Here is a 15,631-nt window from a genome sequence, read left to right on the forward strand (position 1 = left end):
TGCATGCGGAAGGCTCGCTCAGGGGGAAGCTCCCCCGGGGGGAAGGAGCACACGCATGCAGCAACGGGAAGCGTCCGACGCCGTCATCGCCGCGAACGAGGCCCTGTCGGCCACGTTGCCGTTCGACGACGACGCCGACTTCGCCGCCGCCGACCGCGGATTCATCGGCACGCTCGACGACCCGGTCATCCGAGACGACCGCGGCGCGGTGGTGTGGGATGCCTCGTCGTACGACTTCGTCGACGGCGACGCGCCCGACTCGGTGAACCCGAGCCTGTGGCGGCAGTCGAAGCTCGTCGCGAAGCACGGACTCTACGAGGTGGTTCCCGGCATCTACCAGGTGCGCGGACTGGACCTCTCGGTGATGTCGTTCATCGAGGGCGACACCGGCGTGATCGTGGTCGACCCGCTCATCTCGAAGGAGACGGCCGTCGCAGCCCTCGGGCTGTACCGCGCGCATCGGGGCGAACGCCCGATCGTCGCGGTGATCCACACGCACAGCCACATCGATCACTTCGGCGGCGTGCTCGGCATCGTGACCCAGGACCAGGTGGACTCCGGTGCCGTGCAGATCGTCGCGCCCGAGGGCTTCGTCGAGCATGCCGTGGCCGAGAACGTCTACGCCGGCACCGCGATGGGCCGCCGCGCCGGGTACATGTACGGCGCGGTGCTCGCGCGCGGGCCGAAGGGCCAGGTCGGCGCCGGCCTCGGCCAGACGACCTCCGTGGGCGAGGCGACCATGATCGTGCCGACCCTGCACATCCGCGAGACCGGTGAGACCCACGCGATCGACGGCGTCGAGATCGAGTTCCAGATGGCACCGGGCACCGAGGCCCCGTCGGAGATGCACTTCCACCTGCCCGGCTACCGGGCGCTGTGCATGGCCGAGAACGCCACCCACAACCTGCACAACCTGCTCACGCTCCGCGGCGCGCTGGTGCGCGACCCGCACGTGTGGTCGCAGTACCTCACCGAGGCCATCGAGCGCTACGGCGAGCGCACCGACGTGGTGTTCGCGTCACACCACTGGCCGACGTGGGGCGCCGACGAGGTGCGGCGATTCCTCGCCATCCAGCGCGACCTCTACGCGTACCTCCACGACCAGACGCTGCGCATGCTCAACCAGGGCCTCACGGGGTCCGAGATCGCCGAGGTCATCCAGCTCCCGCCGGCCCTCGAGCGCACCTGGAGCACGCACGGCTACTACGGGTCGGTGAGCCACAACGTGAAGGCCATCTACCAGCGGTACATGGGCTGGTTCGACGGCAACCCGGCCCGGCTCTGGCCGCATCCGCCGCAGGCGCTGGCGCAGCGGTACGTCGACGCGATGGGCGGCCTCGATCGGGTCGTCGAGCTCGCGCAGGCGGCGTTCGACGCGGGCGACTTCCGGTGGGCCGCCACCCTCCTCGATCACGCGGTGTTCACGGACGACGCGCACGAGGCCGCCCGCGCCCTCTACGCCGACACGCTCGAGCAGCTCGCGTACGGGTCGGAGAACGGCACGTGGCGCAACTTCTTCCTCTCGGGCGCGACCGAGCTGCGCGACGGCAACTTCGGCACCCCGACCACGGCGAACGCGCCGGCGATCCTCGCGCAGCTGACGCCCGAGCAGCTGTTCGACGCCGTCGCGATCCGCGTCGACGGCCCGAGGGCGTGGGACCTCGACCTTGCGTTCGACCTCACGCTCACCGACCTCGGCCGCAGCTTCCACCTCACGCTGCGCAACGGCGTGCTGGTGTACGTCGAGCGCGAGCCGGCGACGGATGCCGCGCTGCACCTGGTCCTCGACAAGCCGCGTCTGCTGCGGCTCGCCGGCGGCGACGTCTCATCCGACGGCGTCGAGGTGACGGGCGACCTGGAGGTCCTGAAGCAGCTCATCGGCGTGCTCGACGAGGGCGACCCCGACTTCGACATCGTCGTGCCCTGACGACGTCGACGGCGCGTTACGTCACGACGTCACGGCGTCAGGGTTCGCCGAGGGGCGCTCAGCCCCAGGCCGACTCGGGCGCCGTGATCACCTTCACGGGCGCCGTCGACCAGTGCGAGCCGTACCCGTAGTGGCTGGTGGCCCACGGCGACGCCCAGATCGCCTGCGCCGTGGCGTTCGCGTCGGTTCCGGCCTCGAGCGAGGCCTCGATCGCGTCGTAGAACGCGTATCGGCGCAGGCTGTCGGCGGCGTACTCGGCCGCGATCGACAGGGTCGCGTAGCTGCCGAGGCCCGATCCGCCGCCCGAGCCGTTGCCGTTGTTCAGCGGGTTGTTGCGGTTCCACCAGTTGTCGGGACCGTTCTCCTGCCGCATCCAGCGCAGCATCACGTCGATGTTCGCCTGCGTCAGCGGGAAGTCGCCGGAGATGAGCACGAGCTTCGCCCAGTCGTGGTTGGTGCCCGACTCGACGAGCGTCTCGGGGCCGGTCGTGGAGACGTACGACTCGTGCGACACGTCGGGTGCCGCCACGTCGGCGGCCACGCTCACGGTCTGGGTGTCGCCCGAGAAGGCCTCGCTCGCGCCGGGCATCTGCGCCGGGGCGGGCGCCTGGGGCGTGAGCGCGAAGGTCAGCCCGAGCGAGAGCACGGCGAACGCGGCCGCGAGCGGTGCGAGCCGCCGACCGATCCGGGCGCGATGCTCGCGGCTCGCGGCGTGGATCCTCGCCGCGCGCCGTTCTCCCCGGACCTGCTGTCCTGCGTCACGCATGCGGGCACGAGGGTAGCAAACCGAACCGGGAGCCGCACCGGGTTGCATGGCCGCGCGTAGCCTTGGGCCATGCCCCTCGACTTCGCCCTGCTGCGTCGCCACCCCGACGTCGAGGGGCACGGGCTCGAGGCCTCGGATGCCGCGGACCGCCTCATCCTCGACGAGTCCGCGCCGCTCGTGGCGGGCGCCGGCGACGGCGATCTCGTCGTGATCGACGACGCCTACGGCGCCCTCGCACTCGGCGCCGCCGCGGCGGGCGCCCGGGGCATCCGCGTGCACCAGGACCTGGTCACGGGCGAGCGGGCGCTCGCCGGGAACGCCGAGCGCACGGGCCTCGCCGACCGAGTGCGGTCGCTGCCGCTCGGGGCGGAGCTGCTGCGCGGCGCGCGGCTCGTGCTGTTGCGCCTGCCGCGCTCGCTCGACCGGCTCGACGAGCTCGCAGGGCTCGTGGCCCGGCACGCGGCATCCGACGTGGTCGTCGTCGCGGGCGGGCGCATCAAGCACATGTCGCTCGCGATGAACGACGTGCTCGGCGCCTGGTTCGACCGGGTCGACGTGTCGCACGCCCGGCAGAAGTCGCGCGTGCTCACGGCGCGCGGCGCGCACGAGCAGCGGCAGCCGCCCGCGCCGGGCTGGCCGCGCGGCGAGCGGCACGACGACCTCGGCATCACGGTCGTCGCGCACGGCGGCGTCTTCGCCGGCACCGGCGTCGACATCGGCACGCGGTTCCTGCTCGAGCAGCTCGGCGGCGCGATGCCCGATGCCCCGTCCGCCGTCGACCTCGCCAGCGGGTCGGGCGTCGTGGCGGCGTGGCTCGCCCGGAGCCGCCCTGGGCTGCGGGTCACGGCGACCGACCGCTCGGCGGCCGCCGCGGCATCCGCTCGCGAGACCGCGGAGGTGAACCGCGTCGCCGATCGCGTGACCGTGACCCAGGCCGACGCGCTCGAGCGCCTGCCCGACGCGAGCGAGACGTTCGTGGTGCTCAACCCGCCCTTCCACTCGGATGCCGCACTGCACACCGGCATCGCGGCGCACCTGTTCGACGACGCGGCGCGCGTGCTCGCGCCCGGAGGCGAGCTGTGGTGCGTGTGGAACTCGCACCTGCACTACCGGCCGCTGCTCGAGCGCGCGGTCGGATCCACCCGACAGGTCGCGCGCAACCCGAAGTTCACCGTCACCGCATCGCGGCGGCCGGAATGAGCACCGACGAGCAGGATCGCACCGACAGCGAACCGGCGCGTGCGCGGCCGGCGCCGGCGTCGGCGCCGGCCGACCCGACCTCGGCGCATCAGCAGCGGCTCACCCCGGTCGAGCGCGCGATCGACCGCGCGGCCCACCGCCTGCTCGCTGACGCGTCCGACCGCGGCATCCGTGCCGGGCTCATCGAGTTCCTCGTGTTCGGGGCGAAGCAGGCGTGGGCCTGCGTGTTCGGCGCAGCGCTGCTGGCCGTCATCGTCGCGGCTCGGCTCTGGTATCCCGACGATGCGACGCTCGCACCCAACGATGCGCTCACGATCGCGGCGGTGGTGATCCAGGTCGTCATGGTCACGACGCGGCTCGAGACGGGCCGGGAGCTCTGGGTCGTCGTGCTGTTCCACGTCACGGGCACGGTCATGGAGATCTTCAAGACGGATGTCGGGTCGTGGGCCTACGACGGCGACGGCGTGCTGCGCATCGCCGGCGTGCCGCTGTTCTCGGGGTTCATGTACGCCGCGGTCGGGTCCTACCTCGTGCGCGTGCACCGGCTCTTCGACCTCGGCTTCACGCAGTATCCGCGCCGCTGGCTCACGGTGATCGCCGCCGCCGCGATCTACGCGAACTTCTTCACGCATCACTTCATCGTCGACCTGCGCTGGGTGCTGCTCGCGGCCGTCGTGCTGCTGTGGTGGCCGACCGTCATGCACTTCCGCGTGTGGCGGCGTACCTACCGGATGCCGCTCCTCGCCGCCTTCGCCCTGGTCGCCGTGTTCATCTGGTTCGCCGAGAACATCGCCACCTGGGCCGGTGCCTGGTTCTACCCCGACCAGGCCGACGGATGGCAACCGGTGTCGGTGTCGAAGCTCGTGGCGTGGTTCCTGCTCATGATCATCTCGGTGGTCCTCGTGACGTTCGTGTACCCGCCGCGACCGTCGGCCGGGGCATCCGATCGCGCCGACGGCTGATCCGGGTTCCGTCGGGACGGCGGTCGTGGAAGGCTGGACGGGTGACGTCCACGCTCGAACAGCTCGACGCCGACACGACCACCCGCGACGTGTCGGAGCAGCCGTGGCGCACGATCGTGTGGGACGACCCGGTCAACCTGATGACGTACGTGACGTACGTGTTCCGCACGTACTTCGGGTACCCGCGCGAGGTCGCCGAGCGGCTGATGCTGCAGGTCCACCACGAGGGGCGCGCCGTCGTGGCATCCGGCAATCGCGAGGCGATGGAGCGGCACGTGCAGGCGATGCACGGCTACGGCCTGCAGGCCACGGTGTCGAGGGGCGAGCCGTGATCGTCGCCGGGCGCAGCGGCGGCGAGGGCGTGCGCATCGTGCTCGAGGTCGAGGAGGCGATGCTCCTGTCGGAGCTCGCCGACCAGGTCGACTCGGTGCTCCTGCTCGGCGAGGCCGACGATCCGGCGCTCGGGCGGCTGCTGCCGAACGCCTACCCCGACGATGCGCCGGCGTCGCAGGAGTTCGGCCGGTACACGCGCGAGAGCCTCGTCGACGGCAAGCGCCAGGCCGCGCAGCGCGTGCGCGATGCGACCGCCGTGACCGATGGCGACGAGGGCGTCGTGCAGATCGAGCTCGACCAGTCCGAGGCGTGGGGCTGGCTCACGTTCCTCACCGACCTTCGGCTCATCCTCGCCGAGCGCGTGGGCATCGTCGAGGAGGACGACGACGAGGCCGACGAGACGCGCGACGACTACCTGCGCGCGGCCTACGAGTGGGCGGGCTTCGTGCAGGGCTCGATGCTCGAGGTGCTCGACCCGACCGACTCCTGACCCGAGCGGATGCCGCGGGGGGCCTGCGCGGCGCGGCGGCCACGTGATGCGTGACAAGCGGGGGCTCCGGCTGGCAGTGTGATCCCCACAGCGGCCGCCTGGGGCCGCGGGAGGGATGCCCCGATGACCGCACCGACCCGCGCACCGGCGGCGCGCAGCACGCAGCCGTCCACCTCGATCCGCCGCGTACTGCGGCACCCGGCCGAGAATGCGGAGACGCTCGAGTCCGTCGCATTGGTGGTGGGCGCGGGGGCGTTCGTCATCGGGCTCGCCGTGGGGTGGATCGTCTTCTGGGGCGACGACGTGCCGATCTCGGGCGCGGGGTCGCTCGGCCAGTTCGCCGGCGTCGGCGGCGCTGCGGTGGCGTTCATCGCCTTCCTGCTCGGTCGGATCGTCCTGCGAACGCCCGCGCCGGCGCTGCGGTCCCATGTCGACGACGGCCTCGAGGTCTCGGGTGCGCGACTGCACTGGTTCGACGTCGTCGCGCTCGCCGTGGCCCATGCCGTGATCGTCCTGCTCGGCTGGATCGGCCTCGCCGACGTGCTGGAGCGCAGCTTCATCGGCGCGGTCGTCTTCACGTTCCCGGCGGCCGTGCTCGCGGGCACCGCGTTCGCCGTCACCGGGTACGCGGTGTTCCTCTCGGCGGCCCGGCTCACGCCGATGCTCCTGTCGCTCGTGGTCGCGGTGTTCCTCGTGGTGGGGGCGCTGGCTGCCATGTTGAGCTCGAGCGATCCGCTCTGGTGGCAGAAGAACCTCTCGGCGCTCGGCATGACGGACGACATCTCGTCGCTCGCGTTCAACCTGACGCTCATCATCGCCGGGGCGATCGTCACGATCATCGCGCGCTACGGCACGGCGAACCTGCCGACGTCGACACCCGTGGAAGTCCGTCGACGGAGCATCGTGCGCGCGATGCTCGCGCTCATCGGCGTCCTGCTGGCGTGCGTCGGCATCTTCCCGGTGGACGAGTTCTTCGCGTTGCACAACACGGTGGCGACGGGCATGGCCGTGACCTACGCCGTCATCGTGTTCGCCCTGCCGCGCCTGGTCCCGTCGATGCCGAAGGTGTTCGTGATCCTCGGGTACGTCTACGTCGCGGTCGTGGTCCTGCTCGGCGTCTTCTTCGCGATCGGCTACTACAACCTCACGGCCGTCGAGCTCGTGGCGGGCGTGCTGATCTTCAGCTGGATCATCCTGTTCCTGCGCAACGCGGGCGTGATCCGCCCCGAGGCGCCCGCGGACGCGGCTCGCCCGGCCGGAGACCGCGACGCCGACCCCGACGCCGTCGGCGATCCCGCCGGAGCGCCCGCGCTCACCTGAGCACGAACCTGTTGACGTGCGCGCTCAGCCGGGAGGATGATGCGCGTACCGGCACGCGTCCACCTGGGGACGCGGCCGATGGAGAGGGGATCACATGTCAGACACTGCAGGTTCCGGATGGGTCGGCTGGGGCTGGTTCGCGGCGATCATCATCATCATCGCGGGCGTCTTCGACGCCCTGTACGGTCTCGTCGCGATCCTCATGCCGCAGAGCTCGTACTTCGTGGTGGGCGAGGGCGGCCTCTTCCTCTTCGACGTGTCCGGATGGGGCTGGTGGCACCTGATCCTCGGCGTCGCGCTGGTGCTCATCGGCCTCGCGCTGATCACCGGGGCGACGTGGGCCCGCGTGGTGGCGATCATCCTCGTCGCGTTCAACGGGCTCTCGCAGCTCGCGCTGCTCCCCGTGCAGCCGTGGTGGTCGCTCATCGTGCTCACGCTCGACATCATCGTCATCTACGCGCTCACCGTGCATGGCCGGGAGCTCAAGTCCGCCGCCTGACGCGCGCGTGCTGGAAACGACGAGGGGGCGGGTGCCGAAGCACCCGCCCCCTCGCGTCGTCCCGATCAGGCGCCGTGGCTGAGCGCCCGCGCCTTGAGCTGGTCGTACTCGGCCTGGGAGATGGTGCCGGCGTCGAGCAGCGCCTTCGCCTTGGCGATCTCGTCGGACGGGCTGGCCGCCGTTCCGGCCGTCTGGCGGATGTAGTCGTCGGTGGCCTGCTGGTACTGGCGGGCCTCCTTCTGCGCGCGCTCCGCCATGCCGCTGCCGCGGGCGATGAGGTACACCAGCGCGGTGAGGAACGGCACGAAGACCAGGAAGATGATCCACACGGCCTTCCACCAGCCGTTGAGCTTGTGGTCTCGGAAGAGGTCGGTGATGATCGCGATGACCGCCCAGAGGTAGGCGAAGAAGGCGAAGAACCAGAGGGTCCACCAGAGGATGTCGCCCAGACTGTTCCAGAAACTCATTGGAGCCCTTTCAGAATGTCGGATGCCGCCGCTGGGGGCGGCGACGGGTCGCGCCCGTCATCCGGGGTGCGCCGGTCCGACTGGAGCCTGCGATCCCCCTGATCTCGGTGTCTCCCGGGTGCACACTATCGCGCGGGATGCCGCGGGGGTAGCGGCAATCGTGCCGTGTCAGCCGAAGCGGCGGGGATCGCAGGTCGTATCGTGGGGCGCGTGAGCGGCGAGTTCCTCGATTGGTCCACCCTCAGCGCCTGGGACGTCACGTTCGCCCTGCTCTCGGTCGTCGCCGGGTGGATCGCATCGCGACTCGTGCGCCGCGGCATCCTCGCGCTCATGGCGCGACTCGAGGGGATCTCCGCGGAGACCGGTCGCCGGGTCGCGAGCATCTCGGGCATCATCGTGCTGCTGCTCGGGGTCGGCGTCGCGCTGAGCTTCCTCGGCGCGCCGCTGCAGCCCGTGCTCGCGATCGTCATCATCGTGGCGATCGTCGCCCTCCTCGTGCTGCGCGGCATCGCCGACAACTTCTCCTCCGGTATCGTGCTGCAGACCCGCAAGCCCGTGCAGCCCGGCGACCAGGTCGCCACGCCCGACTACGACGGCACCGTCGAGGAGCTCACGAGCCGGTCGGTCGTCGTGCGGTCGTTCGACGGCCGTGCGGTGCACATCCCGAACTCCGCGTTCCTGAACAACCCGTTCGTGAACGGGTCCGCGTTCGGGGCCAACCGCACCGAGCTCGAGGTGCGCACGCCGCTGGGCGGTCTCGGCGTCGAGGCGGTGCTGGCCGAGCTCGAGCGGGTCGCGGCATCCGTCGACGGCGTGCGCACGGAGCCCGCCGACCAGGCGCCATGGGCCCGGGCCATCACGATCGGCGCCGACCGCATGACCGCTCGCGTGCAGGTGTGGCACGAGCCGGGCCGCAGCCAGGCCACCGGCGGTGCCGTCGTGGTCGCGCTCGCGGCGGCGCTCGCAGATCGAGGGCCCGACGTGCTCGTCACGAGCGAGCTGCCGAGCACCATGGCGCGCACCGAGGAGCGCTGACGGGAGTCGACCCCTCGACCGGGCTCTGTCGCCGTTGCACCTCCGTGCAATAGCGTGTGCGTGAGCGCACCGCTCCCGGCCCGCTCACGGCGAAGGGGATGCACGCCATGTCAGAGCACGGGACACCATCGGCCGCGGCCACGTCGACGACCAAGGCCGACAGCCCTCCGCGCGCCATCCTCGTCCTCATCGCGCTCGTGCTGGGCGCGGCCATCGCGAACCTCAACCTCGCCGTGGCCAACGTGGCGCTGCCCACGATCGGCGCGGCGTTCGACGCGTCGCAGACGCAGCTGAACCTCACGGCGGTCGGCTACAGCCTCGGCCTCGCGGCATCCGTGCTCTACCTCGGCGCCCTCGGCGACCGCTACGGCCGCAAGCTGATGCTGCTGCTCGGGTCGCTGGCGTCCATCCCGTTCAGCCTGCTGGCGGCGTTCGCGCCGACGATCGAGGTGCTCGTCGTGGCCCGCATGCTCGGCGGCATCGCCGGCGGCATGTGCTTCCCGACGACGCTCGCGCTCATCGCGGCGCTCTGGGGCGGCGCCAAGCGCACGCGGGCGATCGCCCTCTGGTCGGCGATCGGGGCCGCGATCGCCGCCCTCGGCCCGCTCCTGTCGGGCTGGCTGCTTGGCCAGTTCGACTGGGGCTCGGTCTTCCTCGTCACCGTCCCGCTCGCCGTGGTCGCGTTCATCATGGCGCTAATCTTCGTGCCCGCCCACGTGAACGAGTCGACCGAGAAGGTCGACAACCTCGGCGGCATCATCTCGATCGTGTTCGTCGGCTCGCTCATCCTCGCCATCAACTTCGCGGCGGTCCCCGACTCCACGACGCTCGTGCTGGTGCTGTCGGCGATCACGCTCGTCGGCGTCATCGCGTTCGTCCTGCGGCAGCGTCGTGCGCCGAACCCGCTGTACGACCTGCACGTCGCGGCCAGGCCGCCGTTCTGGGTCGCTGCGGTCGCCGGCATCATCGTGTTCGGCTCGCTCATGGGCGCGATGTTCGTCGGGCAGCAGTTCCTGCAGAACGTGCTCGGGTACACGACCATCGAGGCGGGCGCCGCGATCCTTCCGACGGCGATCCTGATGGTGCTGATCGCCCCGATCTCGGCGCGGCTCGTCGACCGCATCGGGTCGCGCATGACGCTGCTGTCGGGTTACGTCTTCGTCTTCCTCGGGTTCCTCACGATGCTCGTGCTCTGGCGCGAGGGATCCGGGTACTTCGAGGTGGGCCTCGCCTACGCCTTCGTCGGCGCGGGCGTCGGCTTCGCCCAGACGCCCGCCGCGCACTCGCTGACGGGCTCCGTGCCGCCGACGCGCGTGGGCATGGCGTCGGCGACCGCCGACCTGCAGCGCGACCTCGGCGGCGCGCTCATGCAGTCGATCTTCGGCGCGTTGCTGACGGCCGGCTACGCCGCCGCGTTCTCGAAGCAGATCGCGGCGTCGTCCGAGGCGTCCTCCATCTCGACCGCGACCGAGGCGCAGCTCACGAAGTCGTTCGACAGCGCCGCCGCGATGGCGAAGCAGTACCCGCAGTACGCCGACCAGATCACGGCGGCGGCGAAGGAGTCGTTCCTCGCCGGCGACCACTGGGCGTACACCGCCGGACTCGTGGCCGTCGTGATCGGCGCGATCCTCGTGTTCTTCTTCTTCCCGCGCAAGCAGCGCGAGGTCGAGCTGGTCGCGCAGTACCACGCGGAGGATGCCGCCGCCATGGCAGCTTCGGGCAAGGAGACGGAGGGCCGCTGACACGATGCAGAAGCCGCTGGCGGGGCTGAGCCGCCGCAACCTGGTTCGCGAGCTCACCGCCGGCGTCACGCTCCTCGCCATCGCCATCCCCCTGAACATCGGCTACGCGCAGATCGCCGGCCTGCCCGCCACGGCGGGCCTCTACGCGCTCATCGTGCCGACGATCGTCTACGCGCTGGTCGTGTCGAGCCGCCAGTTGGTGGCGTCACCGGATGCCGCGGCGGCCGCGCTCGTCGCCTCGTCGATCGGCGGCCTGGCCACCGCCGGCAGTGCCGACTACGCGACCCTCGCGATGGCCCAGGCGATCATCTGCGGCATCCTGTTCGTGCTGCTCGCGGTGCTGAAGCTCGGCTTCCTCGCGAACTTCCTCTCGAAGCCGATCCTCGTGGGGTTCGTCGGCGGCCTCGCGCTCGACATCCTCGTGAGCCAGGTCGCGAAGATGCTCGGGGTGTCGATCGACTCGGGCGGCGAGTTCGTCGACAAGGTCGTCGGCCTCGTGACGGGGCTCGGCACCGCCAACCTGGTCTCGCTCGCGATCTCGGTCGTCTCGGTCGCGATCCTGCTGCTCGGCCGCCGCTTCCTGCCGGTCGTGCCGTGGGCGCTCGTGGTGCTCGTGCTCGCCACGATCGTCGTCGTGATCGCCGACCTCGACGACCAGGCGGGCGTCGACGTGCTCGGCGAGGTGCCCGCCGGACCGCCCGCGATCACGTGGCCGGTCATCGACTGGTCGACGTGGCTCATGCTCATCCCGTCGGCGATCGCGCTGACCCTCGTGACGACCGCCGAGGGGCTGCTCGTGTCCCGGTCGTACGGCGAGAAGCGCGGCTACCCCACGAACCCGAACCGCGACCTGTTCGCGTTCGGACTCGGCAACATCGCCGCCGGCGCGAGCGCCAGCTTCAGCGTCGGATCGTCGACGTCGCGCACCGCGGCGATGGACCAGGCGGGATCGCGCACGCAGCTGCCGTCGCTCGTGCTTGCGCTGGGCACGCTGCTGCTCCTGCTCTTCGGTACCGCGCTCCTCGCCGACATCCCGTCGCCCGCGATCGGCGCGATCGTCGGCGTCGCCATCCTGCCGCTGCTCGGCCTCCGCGACTTCGTGCGGCTCTGGAGGCAGGACCGGTTCGAGTTCGTCGTCGGCGCAGCCTGCTTCCTCGTCACGCTGTTCATCGGCGCGATCCCCGGCATCCTCGTCTCGTTCGTGCTCGCGCTCGTCAACCTCGCGAAGCGCGCGGCGAACCCGGCCATCGACGTGCTCGAGGCCGGCGGCGAGCCCACGGATTCGCTGCTCGACGAGGCGCCCAGCGGCGCGGTCACGGCGCCGGGCGTCATCGTCATCCGGCTCGCCGCGCCGCTGTTCTTCGCCAACGGCACGGTGTTCGGCGACGCCGTCAAGCGCGCCGTCACGGCGGCGGAGGGCGCCGGCCACGGGCCCGTGCGGCACCTCGTCGTCGACATGGAGGCCGTGACCGACGTCGACATCACGGGCGCAGAGAGCTTCGACGCCCTGCTCACGTGGCTCGACCAGCGGAACGTCGCGCTCGCCTTCAGCCGGGTCCGCCCCGACGCGCATCGTCGCCTCGCCGACCTGGGCCTGCTGGGCGAGCGGCCGGTCTACGAGACGAACCGCGCGGCCATCGCGGCGCTCGCCGCGCCGACGCCGTGAACGGGATTCCCGCCCGCTCGGGGCATCCGACGCTAGTGTGCAATCAGCACCGCTGAGCAGGGTCGACGAGGGGAACGTCTTGGGAGCCGTCTTCGGGGACATCCTGCCGCTGGCGGTCGGGATCGCGATCAGTCCGATCCCGATCATCGCGGCGATCCTCATGCTGCTCTCGCCGAAGGCGAAGGGCACCAGCGTCGGCTTCCTGCTGGGCTGGGTCGTCGGCATCGTCGTGGCGGTCGTCGTGTTCACGCTGCTCGCGTCGGTCCTCCCCGAGCAGGACCCCGATGCCTCGAAGCCCGTCTCGGGCACGATCAAGATCGTCCTCGGCGTGCTGCTCCTGCTGCTCGCGTTCCGGCAGTGGCGGAGCCGTCCCAAGCCGGGCGAGGAGCCGCCGCTGCCGAAGTGGATGGCGGCCATCGATGACATGAACGCCGGTCGCGGGTTCGGCCTGGGCTTCCTCCTCTCGGCCGTCAACCCGAAGAACCTCATCATGGCGGTCGGAGCCGGCATCACGATCGGCACCGGCGGCCTCACGATCGGCGAGGACGTCGTCGTGATCCTCCTGTTCACGCTCATCGCCGCGAGCTCCGTCGCGGTGCCCGTGATCGCCTACCTCGTGGCATCCGCCCGCATGGCCCGGCCGCTCGAGTCGCTGCGTGGGTGGCTCGTGCACAACAACGCGACGGTGATGGCCGTGCTGCTGCTCGTGATCGGCGTGGTCGTCATCGGCAAGGGGATCGGGAGCTTCTGAGATGACGGGGCCGGCGATGACGGATGCCCCCACGGGGGCGGGCGCCGGTCGGGCCGGGCTCGCGCACGGCACGCGCGTGCTGCTCACCGTCGCCGCCGCGGTCGTCGCGTTCGCCGGCATCTGGTTCGGACGCGAGATCCTCGCGCCGCTCGCCGTCGCGGCCGTCGTCGTGATCATCGCGCACCCGGTGCGGTTCCCGCTCGAGCGTCGTGGGTGGCCGAAATGGGCCGCCACGACCATCGTCATCGTGGTGGCGTACCTCATCCTCGCGATCCTCGCCGGCCTGCTCGTCTTCGCCTCCGCGCAGTTCGTCGCGATGCTGCCCGACTACGCCGACGAGCTGCAGGCGACCGCGGCGTCCATCGCCGACACGCTCTCGTCGCTCGGGCTCTCCGACGAGGCCTCCGACGCGACGTCGTCGATCCTCGACCCGGGCACGCTCGTCGGCGTCGCGGCATCCGTCGCCGACGCCGCGCTCGGGTTCGCGACCGCGTTCTTCTTCGTGCTCGCCTACGTCATCTTCATGGCCGCGGATGCCGCACGGTTCGGCCGGCTGCGCACCGTGTTCGGCGGCGCGCGCGCCGACGGGATCGGCGCTCGGTACTTCAGCGGCGTGCGCCGCTACTACGTCGTGAACGCGACCTTCGGTGCGATCGTGGCCGTGCTCGACGGCCTGCTGCTCTGGGCGCTCGGCATCCCGATCCCGATCGTGTGGGCCATCCTCGCCTTCGTCACGAACTTCGTGCCGAACATCGGCTTCGTGCTCGGACTCATCCCACCGGCCGTGCTCGCCCTCGTCGTCGGCGGCTGGCCGCTCGCGCTCGTCGTGGTGCTCGCCTACAGCGTCATCAACGTGACGCTGCAGGTGCTCATCCAGCCCAAGTTCGTCAGTGACGCCGTCGACCTCAGCCTGACCCTCTCGTTCTTCTCGGTCGTCTTCTGGGCCTTCGTCATCGGGCCCATCGGGGCGATCCTGTCCATCCCGCTCACCCTGCTCGTGCGAGCGCTGCTCGTGGAGCCCGACGATCGTGCCGAAACGCTCCGACGCCTGTCGGGGAACCCGGCCCAGGAGGGGAGTCCCCATGTGGTGGAACCGTCGCAAGCAGGCTGAGACCGCGCCGCCCGTGACGCCGGAGCCCGACGCGCCGCCGGTCCAGACCGCGCCGGTGTCGCCGCATCGCACCGCCTACATCATGATCGGGCTCGCGGGCGCCGTCGTCGCGTCCTTCGGCATCGCCGCGATCTCCGAGATCTTCGTCTGGACGTTCTTCGCGCTGGTGCTCACGATCTGCGTCTACCCGCTCCGGTCGTGGCTCGAACGGCACGGCGTGAAGCGGGGCGTCGCGACGGTCGCGGTGATCCTCGCCGTCGTGCTGCTGCTCGGCGCGTTCGCGTTCGCGTTCTTCTTCTCCTTCGCCCAGTTCCTCGCCCTGCTCCCGCAGTACACCGACGAGCTGCAGACCTGGGCGTCCAATGCCGGCGCATGGCTGTCGAGCCTCGGCCTCGGCCAGCAGCAGATCGACGAGATCACCACGTGGTTCGATCCGGGCAAGGTCCTCGACGTCATCGGAAGCGTCGTGGGCAGCGCCGCCGGATTCGTGACCGCGGCCGTGATCCTCCTGACAATGCTCATGCTCATGGCGATGGACTCGTCGCCGGTGCGCACGCTCGTCCGCGAGCTGTACCCGCGCCGGCCCCTGCTCGCCACGGCCGCGTTCGCCTACACGTTCGGAGTGCGCCGCTACATGGTGGTCACGACGTTCCTCGGCATCGCCCAGGGCGTGATCAACTGGATCGCCCTGGTGCTGCTCGGCGTGCCGGGCGCCGCGCTGTGGGGCGTGCTCGCGTTCCTCTGCAGCTTCATCCCGAACGTCGGCTACTTCATCGCCATCATCCCGCCGATCGTGTTCGGCGCGCTCGTCGGCGGCTGGCCGCTCGTCGTCGCGGTCATCGTGGTCTACGGCATCATCAACGCCGTGGTGCAGTCGCTCGTGCAGCCCCGGGTCGTCGGCAACGCCGTGGCGCTGAGCCAGTCGATCACGTTCTTCTCGGTGCTGTTCTGGGCGGTGGTGCTCGGGCCGATGGGCGCCATCCTCGCCATCCCGCTGACGCTGCTGGTGCGCATGCTGCTCGTCGACTCGAACCCGAACATGGCGTGGACGCGTGCCGCGCTCGGCGACTTCGACGAGGCGAAGAAGGTCATGGAGGCCGAGGACGCCGCTGCGAAGGCCGAGCGGAAGCTCCGGCGCCATCCAGAGGGGAACGGCGCCATCGCCGCCGACGTGGCCGACACGGGTGCTCCGTCGACGGACGCTGCAGCAGGCTGAGTCTCGATGACATGGGATTCCACTCCCGGTGGACTCCGGAATACGAGGACGCAGTTCGCCGCCCGCTGACGTCCTTGGTTTCAGGAGTGTCCGCCGGGGACACGTCCGTTGGAGTGCCGAGCGGGTGGTCCGAAGCCTTGGGCGCA

At 70.9% G+C, this 15,631-nt stretch carries 15 protein-coding genes; 13 read left to right on the forward strand and 2 right to left on the reverse strand.

The window, feature by feature from the left end:
• The first annotated feature begins 55 nt into the window (after positions 1-55).
• On the forward strand, positions 56-1,927 hold the full coding sequence (locus tag FYC51_RS08655) for an alkyl/aryl-sulfatase (RefSeq protein WP_148733174.1): 1,872 nt from the start codon (positions 56-58) through the stop codon (positions 1,925-1,927).
• A 58-nt stretch (positions 1,928-1,985) separates the two neighbouring features.
• Here FYC51_RS08655 and FYC51_RS08660 read toward each other — a convergent pair whose 3' ends face one another.
• Positions 1,986-2,693, reverse strand: coding sequence for a hypothetical protein (locus tag FYC51_RS08660; RefSeq protein WP_238476273.1), 708 nt, complete (start codon positions 2,691-2,693; stop codon positions 1,986-1,988).
• A 69-nt stretch (positions 2,694-2,762) separates the two neighbouring features.
• Between FYC51_RS08660 and FYC51_RS08665 the strand changes: the two genes are divergently transcribed.
• The 6 genes from FYC51_RS08665 to FYC51_RS08690 all read left to right on the forward strand — a co-directional run bounded on the left by FYC51_RS08665 (position 2,763) and on the right by FYC51_RS08690 (position 7,497).
• Positions 2,763-3,893, forward strand: a complete 1,131-nt coding sequence (locus FYC51_RS08665; RefSeq protein WP_148733175.1) for a class I SAM-dependent methyltransferase — start codon at positions 2,763-2,765, stop codon at positions 3,891-3,893.
• Complete coding sequence (locus tag FYC51_RS08670; RefSeq protein WP_148733176.1) at positions 3,890-4,855, forward strand: DUF817 domain-containing protein; 966 nt, start codon at positions 3,890-3,892, stop codon at positions 4,853-4,855. Before FYC51_RS08665 ends, FYC51_RS08670 begins: the two co-directional genes overlap by 4 nt.
• A 41-nt stretch (positions 4,856-4,896) precedes the next feature.
• Positions 4,897-5,187, forward strand: coding sequence for an ATP-dependent Clp protease adapter ClpS (gene clpS / locus FYC51_RS19195; RefSeq protein ID WP_187432660.1), 291 nt, complete (start codon positions 4,897-4,899; stop codon positions 5,185-5,187).
• Positions 5,184-5,678, forward strand: a complete 495-nt coding sequence (locus FYC51_RS08680) for a DUF2017 family protein (RefSeq protein ID WP_148733178.1) — start codon at positions 5,184-5,186, stop codon at positions 5,676-5,678. Before clpS ends, FYC51_RS08680 begins: the two co-directional genes overlap by 4 nt.
• Positions 5,679-5,801: 123 nt before the next feature.
• On the forward strand, positions 5,802-6,998 hold the full coding sequence (locus tag FYC51_RS08685; protein WP_187432554.1) for a hypothetical protein: 1,197 nt from the start codon (positions 5,802-5,804) through the stop codon (positions 6,996-6,998).
• Between the two features lie 94 nt (positions 6,999-7,092).
• Positions 7,093-7,497 carry a DUF7144 family membrane protein gene (locus FYC51_RS08690; protein ID WP_148733179.1) on the forward strand — a complete coding sequence of 135 codons (405 nt, stop codon included), beginning with the start codon at positions 7,093-7,095 and terminating at the stop codon, positions 7,495-7,497.
• Between the two features lie 65 nt (positions 7,498-7,562).
• Here the strand turns inward: FYC51_RS08690 and FYC51_RS08695 are convergent, their stop codons facing one another.
• On the reverse strand, positions 7,563-7,964 hold the full coding sequence (locus tag FYC51_RS08695) for an SHOCT domain-containing protein (RefSeq protein WP_148733180.1): 402 nt from the start codon (positions 7,962-7,964) through the stop codon (positions 7,563-7,565).
• A 210-nt stretch (positions 7,965-8,174) separates the two neighbouring features.
• Between FYC51_RS08695 and FYC51_RS08700 the strand changes: the two genes are divergently transcribed.
• The 6 genes from FYC51_RS08700 (at position 8,175) to FYC51_RS08725 (ending at position 15,485) form a co-directional block, all read left to right on the forward strand.
• Positions 8,175-8,999, forward strand: coding sequence for a mechanosensitive ion channel family protein (locus FYC51_RS08700; RefSeq protein ID WP_148733181.1), 825 nt, complete (start codon positions 8,175-8,177; stop codon positions 8,997-8,999).
• A gap of 107 nt (positions 9,000-9,106) precedes the next feature.
• Entirely contained in the window at positions 9,107-10,741 is a 1,635-nt protein-coding gene (locus FYC51_RS08705) for a DHA2 family efflux MFS transporter permease subunit (protein WP_148733182.1), read from the forward strand.
• Positions 10,742-10,745: 4 nt separating this feature from the next.
• On the forward strand, positions 10,746-12,407 hold the full coding sequence (locus FYC51_RS08710) for a SulP family inorganic anion transporter (RefSeq protein WP_148733183.1): 1,662 nt from the start codon (positions 10,746-10,748) through the stop codon (positions 12,405-12,407).
• Between the two features lie 79 nt (positions 12,408-12,486).
• A complete protein-coding gene (locus FYC51_RS08715; protein ID WP_148733184.1) occupies positions 12,487-13,158 on the forward strand; it encodes a GAP family protein in 672 nt (223 codons plus the stop codon).
• 16 nt (positions 13,159-13,174) lie between these two features.
• Complete coding sequence (locus tag FYC51_RS08720) at positions 13,175-14,269, forward strand: AI-2E family transporter (RefSeq protein WP_148733185.1); 1,095 nt, start codon at positions 13,175-13,177, stop codon at positions 14,267-14,269.
• The gene (locus FYC51_RS08725; protein WP_148733186.1) at positions 14,241-15,485 is read left to right on the forward strand and encodes an AI-2E family transporter; all 1,245 of its coding nucleotides are present in this window, start codon (positions 14,241-14,243) and stop codon (positions 15,483-15,485) included. Before FYC51_RS08720 ends, FYC51_RS08725 begins: the two co-directional genes overlap by 29 nt.
• Positions 15,486-15,631 lie beyond the last annotated feature (146 nt).

The organism is Agromyces mariniharenae (assembly GCF_008122505.1).
Taxonomy (GTDB): domain Bacteria; phylum Actinomycetota; class Actinomycetes; order Actinomycetales; family Microbacteriaceae; genus Agromyces; species Agromyces mariniharenae.

Excerpts from the sequence above, each read along its gene's own strand:
- FYC51_RS08660 (WP_238476273.1), bottom strand. The coding sequence starts at position 2,693 with ATGCGTGACGCAGGACAGCAGGTCCGGGGAGAACGGCGCGCGGCGAGG.
- FYC51_RS08655 (WP_148733174.1), top strand. The coding sequence starts at position 56 with ATGCAGCAACGGGAAGCGTCCGACGCCGTCATCGCCGCGAACGAGGCC.
- FYC51_RS08705 (WP_148733182.1), top strand. The coding sequence starts at position 9,107 with ATGTCAGAGCACGGGACACCATCGGCCGCGGCCACGTCGACGACCAAG.
- FYC51_RS08710 (WP_148733183.1), top strand. The coding sequence starts at position 10,746 with ATGCAGAAGCCGCTGGCGGGGCTGAGCCGCCGCAACCTGGTTCGCGAG.
- FYC51_RS08725 (WP_148733186.1), top strand. The coding sequence starts at position 14,241 with ATGTGGTGGAACCGTCGCAAGCAGGCTGAGACCGCGCCGCCCGTGACG.
- FYC51_RS08720 (WP_148733185.1), top strand. The coding sequence starts at position 13,175 with ATGACGGATGCCCCCACGGGGGCGGGCGCCGGTCGGGCCGGGCTCGCG.
- FYC51_RS08665 (WP_148733175.1), top strand. The coding sequence starts at position 2,763 with ATGCCCCTCGACTTCGCCCTGCTGCGTCGCCACCCCGACGTCGAGGGG.
- FYC51_RS08685 (WP_187432554.1), top strand. The coding sequence starts at position 5,802 with ATGACCGCACCGACCCGCGCACCGGCGGCGCGCAGCACGCAGCCGTCC.
- FYC51_RS08670 (WP_148733176.1), top strand. The coding sequence starts at position 3,890 with ATGAGCACCGACGAGCAGGATCGCACCGACAGCGAACCGGCGCGTGCG.
- FYC51_RS08690 (WP_148733179.1), top strand. The coding sequence starts at position 7,093 with ATGTCAGACACTGCAGGTTCCGGATGGGTCGGCTGGGGCTGGTTCGCG.
- FYC51_RS08695 (WP_148733180.1), bottom strand. The coding sequence starts at position 7,964 with ATGAGTTTCTGGAACAGTCTGGGCGACATCCTCTGGTGGACCCTCTGG.